This is a genomic window from Bacillus sp. MUM 116, from assembly GCF_001866655.1.
GTDB lineage: Bacteria > Bacillota > Bacilli > Bacillales > Cytobacillaceae > Neobacillus.
Genome location: NZ_MLYR01000025.1, coordinates 19,153 through 28,531 on the forward strand (window position 1 = coordinate 19,153; position 9,379 = coordinate 28,531).

6 protein-coding genes are annotated in these 9,379 nt (G+C 38.8%); all 6 read left to right on the top strand.

What is annotated here, in order from left to right:
* Positions 1–2 precede the first annotated feature (2 nt).
* The 6 genes from BIV60_RS07095 to BIV60_RS07115 all read left to right on the top strand — a co-directional run bounded on the left by BIV60_RS07095 (position 3) and on the right by BIV60_RS07115 (position 8,928).
* Positions 3–749 (top strand): DUF6063 family protein, encoded by a 747-nt coding sequence (locus tag BIV60_RS07095; RefSeq protein WP_071355031.1) that lies wholly within the window; start codon positions 3–5, stop codon positions 747–749.
* Complete coding sequence (locus BIV60_RS07100; RefSeq protein ID WP_071355032.1) at positions 727–5,190, top strand: coiled-coil domain-containing protein; 4,464 nt, start codon at positions 727–729, stop codon at positions 5,188–5,190. Before BIV60_RS07095 ends, BIV60_RS07100 begins: the two co-directional genes overlap by 23 nt.
* A gap of 105 nt (positions 5,191–5,295) precedes the next feature.
* On the top strand, positions 5,296–6,570 hold the full coding sequence (locus BIV60_RS07105) for a glycosyl hydrolase family 18 protein (RefSeq protein WP_071355033.1): 1,275 nt from the start codon (positions 5,296–5,298) through the stop codon (positions 6,568–6,570).
* 80 nt (positions 6,571–6,650) lie between these two features.
* Complete coding sequence (gene dacB / locus BIV60_RS07110; RefSeq protein WP_071355034.1) at positions 6,651–8,126, top strand: D-alanyl-D-alanine carboxypeptidase/D-alanyl-D-alanine endopeptidase; 1,476 nt, start codon at positions 6,651–6,653, stop codon at positions 8,124–8,126.
* Between the two features lie 18 nt (positions 8,127–8,144).
* Entirely contained in the window at positions 8,145–8,279 is a 135-nt protein-coding gene (locus tag BIV60_RS30230) for a hypothetical protein (protein WP_256218326.1), read from the top strand.
* A 151-nt stretch (positions 8,280–8,430) separates the two neighbouring features.
* A complete protein-coding gene (locus BIV60_RS07115; protein WP_071355035.1) occupies positions 8,431–8,928 on the top strand; it encodes a hypothetical protein in 498 nt (165 codons plus the stop codon).
* The last annotated feature ends 451 nt before the right edge of the window (positions 8,929–9,379 follow it).

The window sequence follows — 9,379 nt, forward strand, 5'->3', positions numbered from 1 at the left end:
CGATGAATGCAGAATCAATCAAAAAAGCTTCAGCTGTCTATTTTACTCTATTAAAAGATAAAGTAATAGACGAAAATAGCGAGCACTTCCAAACATATTTTGATCCGGAAGTAAGACAAACAGTTCTCTTATTAGCAGACGAATCAGGTACATATATCATTGAATCGCCTAAACGGATCCACTTAGTTGTCCAGCCCACCGGCTCCGTCTTTGCTACGAATTTTACACATTTGAAAGAGAAGCATAAGCAAGTCGAAACGAAAAAACACTATCATCTTATTAGCGTCGTGATTATGTCTTTCTTAGCAGCAATTGACCGCAACCAGGCTGCAAAAATCCGCATGAAGCGGGAAGGAATTAGCTACTACTCATTAGAGCGGCAAGTCAACGACCTCATAATGAATTGGGATAGTATTCTTAAAGCAAAACCTACCTTCGGAGAAGAAGAACGAATCGATATGAAGGAAGTTGTGACAACATGGAAATACATGGAGGTCGACACTGATGATTATGGTGTTAAAAAGGGCAATAGACGAACTAGAATTGGTTTAATCGCCAGCGCTATGCGCCTATTGGAGACGGAGGGGCTGATCGTCATTCTTGATCGCGATGATATTCCAAAGGTGATTCCGAAACAAGAGCTTTTTGAGCGTATTGAATACCTGTATCACGATTATGACCGTTATGAATTACTAAAAAATTTAATGACTACGGAGGAGGATCAGCATGCCGAAAATCCATCGAATTAGAATTGTTGGCCTGAAATATGATGGCATGCAAAAGCAATATAAAGACACCACTTTTAACTTTCATAATGAAGAGACATCAACAAATGGTCTCATTGCGATGATGAATGGCGGAGGGAAAGGAGTATTCCTCCAAACCATTTTCCAAATCCTTAAGCCTGGTACCTCATGGGGAAAACAAAACAATCGCTATTATCAGCAGTTCTTTTTTAATAATAAAGAGCAATTTATTCCGTATACCTTTCATGTTCTTATTCAATGGGAATTGGACGGTGCAGACCGCGCGTCTCTGGTAACGGGAGGAATGTTCTCAGCCGAACAGAGAATTTCGATGAGTGAAGAAAGTGGAAATGAAAGCAAAACATTAGAACAAGAAGCGAAGATTCTTCCTAATATTACCTTTTATACAAGAGAATTTGAAAGGAAAGAAGAGGTATCGCTTGAGCATATTCCACTCTATGAAAATGAGGAGGTTGCTGAAACCGAAAGCTTGAAAGACTATTTGAAATGGAATGGATATGATGTATACCGAGATACGAAAAAGCACTATCGCATTCTTGATACATACGGAATTAACCGTAAAGACTGGGATATTATGAAGGACATTAACAAGGATGAAGGAGGCGTTGGGAAATTCTTTGAAGGAGCTGAGGATGATCATTCTCTGTTCCAAAAACGAATAATTCCAACTGTTAGTCAAGTCTTACATCGGACGGAACATCAAAAGAACGATCTTGTGGAGATTTTCAAGAGTCAGGCAAGTATCGCGAAGGATTTGCCGGTTCTCTTAAAAAGAGAGCAAGCACATAAGGAATTTTTAGAAGACATCGTCCCTTTTGAAGAGAATCTAGCAAAAGGTGTAGAACATAAAGAAATTGTTAATGGCAGTATTAAGGTAGGAAGACAACTGCTTGGAGCTTTAGAGCATTTGAAGCAATCTGAAGTGGAAACGCTGCTTTCCTTAGAAAAAGACATTGAAAAATTAACGATAACGCAAGCAGATTTACGCTTTCAAAAAGTCAACTTAGAATACGCCAAAGCACATAGAGAGGTACTAGAATGGGAGAAGAAATTAGTAGAAGAAAGGAATAAGCATACTTCCTTTCTAGCATTCGTTCAGCAGAAACAGGAAAGAAAAGAGCAGCTAGTCTTTCATGCCTTATTGAAAGAGTGGAGTGAAAACGAACAAAGTATTTACACTCTTGCACAGCAGATAGCGACATTAGAACAAAATAGCGGCTTAGAGCAAGTGAATCAAAGAATGGATGAGATAAAAAAAGAAGCTAAAATCCAATGGGAGCAATCTTATCTATCTCTACAAGAAGCTGTAAAACAGTATTTGGGTTATCAAAAGTTTTTAAAGAAAAAAGGAGACGAACTGTCACAACAGGATAAACAAAAGACAAAAGAAATTGCTCAGCTTAGTAGTGAAATTGATTTTTTATACACACAAATCCATACATTTGAGTCTAAGGAAGAAGCACTCATCAAAGAATTTGGCGACCGAATAACCTATGACTTAAAGGGCTTTACCCAGTTTCTTTCTAAACAAATTGATGACAAAAAGGCTTTGTTAGAAGAGCTGCAAATAAAAGAGAAAGAATCTAGTGGACGTCAAAATCAACTTGCCACTTTATATGGTACGCTCGGTCAATCGATTCAGTTTTCAGAGGAAAAATGCGAAGAGTTAAAAGCTGCAATTGAAGAGCAAAAGCCAAAAGAAAATAAACTATTAGATAGGCTCCATGGCTTATTAGATGATGTTACTGGACCCTTCACACACGCGCTTCTTTCGAAATATGCCATACAGATTGAAGAGATACTAGTAAATAATAGAGAACAAGGTGAACAAATTAAAAAAGACCTTTGGGAAATACAACTGGATCATTCCTTAAATGATGAGCACTTCTGGATTCCTAATAAAGATGTGAAAGAATTAAAGGAATGGATCGATGAAAAGACGGGCATTGATGTGTTTTATGGAACCCAATTTCTCCAGTCTTTAAGTGCAGAGGAAATGGCGAACCACCTTTTGGCAAACCCACTTCTTCCATATGGGGTGGTCGTTAGCGGGCAGCAATGGCAAAAAATTAATCAGCAGATTCTTTCAGGAAGAATATTTAAAAGTCCTGTTCCGATTTTCATGCGTGAGGAAATGAACAGCAAAAATCAATCGCCATCCTTTGTGATCATTAACGGAACAGAGAAAGAGCTATTAAGTGATAAAAATCTATTTACCGATTGGAAAATAAAGATTGCTAAACAAATAGAAGAAAAGAAAGAAACTCTTATTGAAATTGAAAAAACCGAAACTTCCTTACGGCGTATTTTAAAAGAAATTGACCGGTTTATATCAAGTGAGCTTTGTATTGATCTCGAGAAATCTTTGACTCAGGAAAAGAATGCCCTTCTTTCTAAGAAAACCGAATTACAAGAAATTACCACAAAACAGGAAAAAGAGAAAGAATTACAGCTTCAGCTAAATGAGCAGCGGCAAAAGGCAATTCGAAAGATAGATAAGCTTACAAGAGATGTGGAAACCTTAGAGGATTTTGAGCAAGAAAAAACACTTCATCTAGAGAATAAACGCGTAAAACTAGAAAAAGAGAAGCAAAAGGAAGCCTTGGTCAATAAACAATTAGAAATAGAAAAAGAGCACAAAAATATTGTTGAACTACAAAACCAGTGGAATCAAACATATTTAGAATGGAAGCTTACAAACGAACAAAATATAAAGGAGATCGCCGTCTTTATTGAAACAGCGGTATTTCCTGTTGATGAAAAAGCTGAGCAAAGTGATGAAATCCCAAGTTTATCACCACATTTATTAGAAGAGATAAATGGGAGCATCAGAGAGTTAGTACAGCTTCAAAAATCAAAAGAAGAACAGGCAAGAGAGTTACTGGTTATTCAAGCAAGAAAAGAAGCAGAACAAAAGCAGCAAAGGAAAATAGAGAAAAAACTTGATACGCATAACGAAGAATGGAATAAAGAACCTGTACCAGATGAACCTATTAGTATATTAGAAAATATGCTGCAAACGGCTCAAAAGGAAGCGAAAGCAGCAGAAAAAGAAGAACGGGAACAAGGAACGGCTGTAACAGTGGCAGAAACGTCTTTAAAGCATGCGACTGAACAACGTGACAAGTCAGGTAAAAAAGTAGCAAAGCATGAAAAACAGCCTGAAGAATGGGAAGACCTTGATTTAGAAGTAAAGGAAGTCGAAATAAAAGACCAAACGAAAAAAACGATAGAAGCAGTAAAGCAGGCGGAAAAGCACCAAAAAGAAACAGAAGCGAATATTACAGGATATGAAGGGGATTTGTTAACACTATCCGTTATCCTTAAGGAGGAAGCCGCGGCATTTACGGATACCGATTTAGAAAAAGTTAAGAGTCAAGGAAAATCCTGTATCTTATCCTGGTGTGAAGAGCATCAAGCAATACAGGAAGATGGCCAAGAGAAACATGCGAAAATCGAACAATCCTTGCGTAATTTAAAGCTAACAATTGAAGGAAAAGATTGGGAGATACGGTTTAAAAATGAAGTATTAACCACATTAGATCATATGGATACGAGGCATTATTCGCATATTCAAAGCATCGTTCAAAATATGAAGCGTTTTTCTCAAAGTGGATTGGAACAATTAGAACGTGATAAGGAAAGGGCAGAAAAGGCTCAAAATTTCTGGGCAAGCCGTGCCAGCATGAAGGTCATGAGTATTTCAGAGGCGATTCGATCCATGATTGCAAAAATGAAGCTGAAAAATGAACGAGGAAACTTTCCACTCGTCCAGCTAAAAGAAGACATTTTGCCTAAAAAGGCAGAAGATATCGAGCCGCTGCTAAAGCAGCATTTTGTCAGTGCTATAAACAAAATTACCAAACAATTTGATGTGATTGATAGTAGTAATCAAGCCGTAGATCAAGAAATAAAACAACTCATTAGTGACGAGCAAATTTTGTTTGTATCTTTGCGGAATCGGTATCCTGAGCTACTCGTCTATAATATGCGAACGGATAATGCCTTTATGTACGGAAAACCGCAAAGAGAGCATTATTCAACCTGGCAGACCATTAATCAAGGTTCAAAGACGAAATCCGATGGTAGTGGGGGGCAAAAGCTATCAGCCAGAATGGTAATGATGATGATGTTATTATCAGTTAAAAACGAAACCGATCAAAGCTGGGTTCCTTTAGTCTGTGATAATCCATTCGGACAAGCTGCGTCGGCACATGTCCTTGATCCGATATTCTCAGTTGCCGAAAAACTAAAGTTCCAATTCATCGTCGTCACTCCGCCCGAACTAGTGAAAACGGAAATCAGTCAAAGATTTGATGCCTATTATAAATTAGATTTTATTCGCGAAAATGGAAAAGAATTTGTTACGGATACGATTGTTCCAGCATTTCGGATATACCAGGGAGCTGAAGTAACTCATTAAGTTGAATCATGATACATCAATCGCCAAAATATCTTCACTCTCTCTAGTATATTAGCAAATCCACTCCATAAGATGGTTAAAAGGATATAAAAAAGGAGTGAAGATATGGCGGTACATGTGGTCCGTCAAGGTGAGAATTTGTGGGGAATATCCAAGATGTATGCTTTTCCCCTGCAAATCCTTAAAGAGGTAAATGGTTTAGAGTCAACAACGTCCCTAGTACCAGGTCTTGCACTTTATCTTCCAGATACACTTCTGCCCATTCGTTATTACCAAATAAAAGCAGGAAATCACATTTGGCAGCTAGCCAATCAATTTAATACGAGTGTCACGGCAATTTTAAAAGCCAATCCCGGTCTTAATCCGAATCGGTTAGTAATTGGTCAAATCATTGCGATTCCTTCACCTATTAAAATGGAAATAGTAACCCTTGGCTTTATCGTTCCATCAGCAAAAGAAGAGATTCTTTCCATACTTGATACTTTAGCTAACCAACTTACTTATTTAGCAGTTGTTGCTTATTCCTTTACGGAAGAGGGCTTTGCTTTTAATGAGATTGAGGATTCTGACATCGTCAGCAAATGCAATCAATTAAACATTACCCCTTTATTGATGATTCGAAATTTTACGAACGGAGACTTTAGTGCGGAGCTGGCGGGCAGGGTGTTAGAAAATCCGGCCTACAGGGAAAATTTAATTGCAAGTATTGTAAATTTAACGATTCAAAGAGGTTTTGGCGGAGTGAGTATCGATTTTGAATTTATTCCTCCGGCAAGGCGTCAGGACTTCAATAAATTTCTTATTGATTTAAAAAGGGCTTTAGGAATTCGTGTTCTTCATGTGAATGTTCATGCAAAAACAGCGGATATCCCGACGAATCGCATTATTGGTGCCTATGATTATTTGGCTATTGGAAATGCAGCTGACATTGTGGCTGTAATGACCATTGATTACGGGTATCCAACAGGTCCTCCAGACCCGATAGCACCTATTACTTGGATGGAACAGGTGGTACGTTATTCAATTACGCAAATCAATCCGCATAAACTGCAAATCGCCTTGCCGCTTTATGGGTATGACAAAATTTCTTTAACCAATACGACGCATGCTTTATCTGTTCTTGCTGCACAAAACCAAGCGATTACAATAGGTCAGCCGATTCAGTTTGACAATACCGCGAAATCGCCATGGTATCGTTATTGGAAAGGCAAAGAGGAGCATGTAGTATGGTTTGAGGATATTCGGAGTTATATTGAAAAATATAAATTAATGGACGTGTATCAGCTTTTAGGAACAACTTTTTGGCAATTAAGCCTGCCTGCTCCACAAAATTGGGAATATCTTAATAAAAATATTTCCGTTGTTAAAAATATTATTTAAGTGAGAAATGGCAAAACAGTTGAAGGATTTAATTAGAATGTTGACAAACGCTTAAAGATCCTAGGAAGGCTGGAAAAGGCTTGAAAAAAGGTGCAAAAATTTACCTGATTCTATGTTTTCTTTTTAGTTCAACCGCAGTCCGTAATATAAAAGTAACGCCAGTTTATGCAATTTCCCACAATTCATTAAGTCAGCAATTAAATAATCTTTTAAAGAATGAAGCCGATTTACAAGGAGCAATTGCTGGGATAAGCATTCGGTCCGCTACATCTGGGCAAATCATTTATGACCATATGGGCGACACCCGACTGCGAGTTGCTTCAAATATGAAATTGCTGACTGCAGCAACGGTTCTAAATGTTTTGGGCGAGGGATTTCGTTTTAAAACGGATGTGCTTACAAAGGGGACGATTAAAGGAAGAACATTGTACGGAACCCTATTTTTAAAAGGAAAAGGTGACCCGACTCTTTTAACCTCTGACTTGGACCTCATCGCAAAACAAATTAGAGAAAGCGGTATCGAAAAAATTAAGGGAGACTTGGTCGGGGATGATACCTGGTTTGATGACGTACGGTATTCAACCGATTTACCATGGTCCGATGAGACCACCTATTATGGTGCGCAAATTTCCGCTTTAACCGTTTCCCCGGATAAAGATTATGATTCAGGGACGATTATTGTTCGGGTAAAACCGGGGAGCCAGCAGGGAACGAAACCAACTATTGCAGTATCTCCAAAAACGAATTATGTAAAAATTATCAATCAAGCGGATACAGGCCCTCCCAAATCTGAAATGGATCTCACTGTTGATCGGGGCCATGGGAATAACATCATCACAATAACCGGATCCATTCCACAGAAAAGCAAGAATGAACGGGAGTGGGTCGGGGTTTGGGAACCAACCAACTATACCTTGGCTTTATTTAGGCAATCCCTTTCAAAGTACGGTATCAAAGTATCAGGAAAAATAAAAACAGGGAAAACACCTGAGGAGGCAAAGCAACGAACTAGTCATTTTTCTATGCCGCTTTCTGAACTTCTTGTTCCCTTTATGAAACTGAGCAATAATGGCCATGCGGAGGTTTTAACAAAGGAAATGGGGCGTGTCGTAAAAGGAGAGGGCAGCTGGGAAAAAGGCCTTAAGGTTTTCCAAGATGAACTTCCGAAGTTTGGGGTCAATCCGAAAACCATGCTGCTTAGGGATGGGTCTGGTATATCCCATGTTAATTTAATTCCAGCTAACCAAATTTCACAGTTGTTATACTCTATCCAAAACAAACCTTGGTTTCCTGCATTTTTACATTCCCTGCCGGTAGCAGGAGAAAGTGAGAAAATGGTTGGTGGATCTCTTCGCTACAGAATGAAGACCCCTTTAACTAAGGGAAAGGTTTGGGCAAAAACAGGCACGATTAGCACGGTTACTTCCTTATCAGGGTATGTCCAAACAAAAAGCGGAGAAAAGCTGATCTTTTCTATTTTGTTGAATAACCTTTTAGATGAGAAAAAAGGAAAGAAGATTGAGGACCGGATTGTAGAGTTATTGGCGGATTCTTAATGTAGTTGGAGTGAGGACTTGTTCCACACTCCTATTTTTTATCGATTGGCTGTGTTAAAGGACATTGTTGATTTTTTAACCCTGTTGATCGGAGCGGAAGGCACGAAGACTTCTGCGGGAACACAGGGCAGGGGAGACCCGACAGGAGCGTAGGCGACGAGGAGGCTCCCCGGACCGCCCTAAGGTGCGCGAAGCGGCTGGATCTGAAATCAACAGACAAGTTTAACACAGCCTATTGATTAAATGGAAATTTGAGGTAAAATATGAAGTTGCTAAATAATCAAAAAAAATGGAGGATGATTGGTTGAATATTAAAATAAATAGACAGGTGTTTAACACACTTGAAGACATTCAACTCGTAAGAGCATGTTTTGAACCACTTGTCCCACTTATTCGGGGTAAGAGCCAAAGGATAAAAGGAGAAGTTTATGAGCAGTTAACACCAGAACAAAAGAAGTTATTTATATTTAATGCCTATTACAACCACACAAGCAATTCGTTGGGCGCCTATTATTTGTCTCAGCCAAAAATATGGTCCGAATTAATTCATGTGCTTCACTATTTTAATGCAGATGAAATGCGTCAGATCCTTTTGGAAATGGAACAGATTATTTTTAACGCAAAAAATTTAGAGGTGTCTGATGTTTCCTATAATGATCTTGAAAAGAATCCAGATCTTTCTTCCGTAAATCCTCTATTTGACAAATTCAGCGAAGTTTCTCCAACAACCTTAAACTTAATTGGAAAAGTAATAAGAAACAACCAAACTGCGTATATTCTTTTTGATGATAAATTGGAATAAAATTTGGATGATAGTAAGAGAGAATTAATCATTGTATGTTAAATTGTGGATGAAGGTGATATACTCAAGTTGAAGAGCGTTCTAGGTTCCCTGTAAAGCAAAAAATAAGAAGTTCACGGTCAGCGAAGCGAGGTCTCGATAACCGAGAAAGCAAAAATAAGAAGATCACGGTCACCGAAGCGAGGTCTCTATCCCAGAAAGTCAAAAAAAAGAAGTTCACGGTCACCGAAAGCAGGTCTCGATGCCCGAGGAAGCAAAAATAAGAAGTACACGGTCAGCGAAGCGAGGTCTCGATGCCCGAGGAAGCTAAAAAAAGAAGTTTACGGTCACCGAAGCGAGATCCCGGTGCCCGAGAAAGCAAAAATAAGGAGTTCAAGGTCAGCGAAGCGAGGTCTCGATGCCCGAGGAAGCAAAAAAAGAAGATCACGGTCACCGAAGGCAGGTCTCGATG

Coding starts and splice junctions, on each gene's coding strand:
- BIV60_RS07095 (WP_071355031.1), top strand. CDS start 3: ATGAATGCAGAATCAATCAAAAAAGCTTCAGCTGTCTATTTTACTCTA.
- BIV60_RS07100 (WP_071355032.1), top strand. CDS start 727: ATGCCGAAAATCCATCGAATTAGAATTGTTGGCCTGAAATATGATGGC.
- BIV60_RS07105 (WP_071355033.1), top strand. CDS start 5,296: ATGGCGGTACATGTGGTCCGTCAAGGTGAGAATTTGTGGGGAATATCC.